The sequence below is a fragment of the Variovorax sp. WDL1 genome (assembly GCF_001541225.1).
GTDB lineage: Bacteria > Pseudomonadota > Gammaproteobacteria > Burkholderiales > Burkholderiaceae_C > Variovorax.
In genome coordinates, this window is sequence record NZ_LMTS01000239.1 from 1 (window position 1) to 1595 (window position 1595).

The 1595-nt window shown below is 66.5% G+C and carries 2 protein-coding genes; both read right to left on the minus strand.

Annotated features, from left to right (window positions below):
• Positions 1 to 321 precede the first annotated feature (321 nt).
• Positions 322 to 675: a DUF3085 domain-containing protein gene (locus tag APY03_RS29790; RefSeq protein ID WP_003050357.1), complete on the minus strand. Its 354-nt coding sequence runs from the start codon at positions 673 to 675 to the stop codon at positions 322 to 324.
• 123 nt (positions 676 to 798) lie between these two features.
• Positions 799 to 1595: GTPase (locus APY03_RS29795; protein WP_232324466.1), on the minus strand; the 797-nt coding region annotated here is incomplete at its 5' end.

Below are 1595 nucleotides of genomic sequence, written 5' to 3' on the forward strand. Positions count from 1 at the left end.
CCGGCCGACGATGGCCACGCCGCGGATCAGGTCGCTGTCGACCAGCGTGACGGCCAGGGCGAACTTCGCAGCCTGGACCGGACGGTGATGGTGTGCCAGCACGAAGACGTTGGCCGTGCGCAGCGACACCGGCAGCAGGTGCAGCCTCGGCGAGGTCGATGATGTGTTCATGCGGTCGTCTCCGGTGGCATGCCGGCGCTGTGGCCCGCGGGGCGTGCCTTGGCGGCTGGAGACGAACGCGCATGCGCGGCGATGGCCGTGGTGCGAACAAAAGAACGCCCCCGGTGCGGGGGCTGCGAGGGCTGCGCGGCGGTTGCCGCTTCAGGCGGGAGGCACCACGGCCAAGGACAGGTGCGTGGCGGTGGCGGACAGCACGAGATCGTCCGCCGAGTGCAGGAGGCGCGTGAACAGGCCGTCCTTCGGGTCGAAATACTCCGCAAAATCGTCGCCGCCCAGCTCGCGGCCGGCGAGGTGCCACCAGTCATCGAACGGGTCGGTGTCCGGGTTGCAGCCGACGGCGTAGGCGAGCAGTTGCTGGCGTCCATCCGGGCGACGCTCCCCACGCTCGGCGAGGAAGTACACGCCCTGGTCCTTGACCAGGACGATGCGGCACTGATTGGCGATGGCTTCGGTCAGCACGGGGCGCAGGTCGGCGCCTTTGAATCGCAGTGACATGGATGAAATCTCCTGTGTAAAAAAAGAGAAAGGCCCTCCACCCGATGGGATGAAGGGCCTGTAGGGCACGCGGCAGGAATGGCTGGAACGCCGTGGCGGGTGCCTCGGGTCAGCCGAGGGGCGTCATGCCGGGACGGCTTGGCGCTTACGGGCCGCCTTCGCGTCGAGGATGCTCACGTCGATCTGGCGCCAGCGCCCGTCGTCGATGAGCCGCTCCAACACTTCGCCGAGCATGTCGAAATACACCTCGTCGTGCCGATCGACCAGTTCGACCGATTCACCGTTCTGACGGTGCAGTTCCACCACGTAGGTGTCTCCGCCGCGGTCGTAGAGGATCGTCACCCGGCCCTCGAACTTCGCGGTCGAGACCGTGAAGCTGATCGCCGGCGGGGTCTCGATGATCTTGGAGGGCGTGGGATCGACCCAGGTGAAGTCGCGGGCACCGGCATCCACCAGCATGTGGGTGATGCGCCGGAAGCGATCGGGGGCCGGCATCTCTTCCAACTGCTCGATGAGCTGGCCCAACTCCATGCACTGCGGCGTGGGAATGGGCAGCTTGGCCGGCGCCGAGCCGAGGATGTGCCTCGTGATGGTGTACGGCGTGCCATCCGAAGTCTTCTCGGTGATGACCTCCGGCGTGTCCGCGCGCAGTCCGTCGAAGCGACGACGGGCATAGGGTTGGACATGCACCTTGGCGCCTTCGGCAGGAACCGTGGTCACCAGGCTGGGATCAAGCACCGCGAACTCGGAAGGCTTGAGCTTGACGACGATGGCATCGTCGGTCGCGGCGACCACCTTGCCGTCGAAGGGTTGGGGGTCGATGGCAAAGCCCAGCGTTGAGGACAGCGGCTGATCATCGAACACGCGGTACTTGAACGATCGCACGTTGCGGGGCACATGGCCTGCGACCAGCGAAGGCA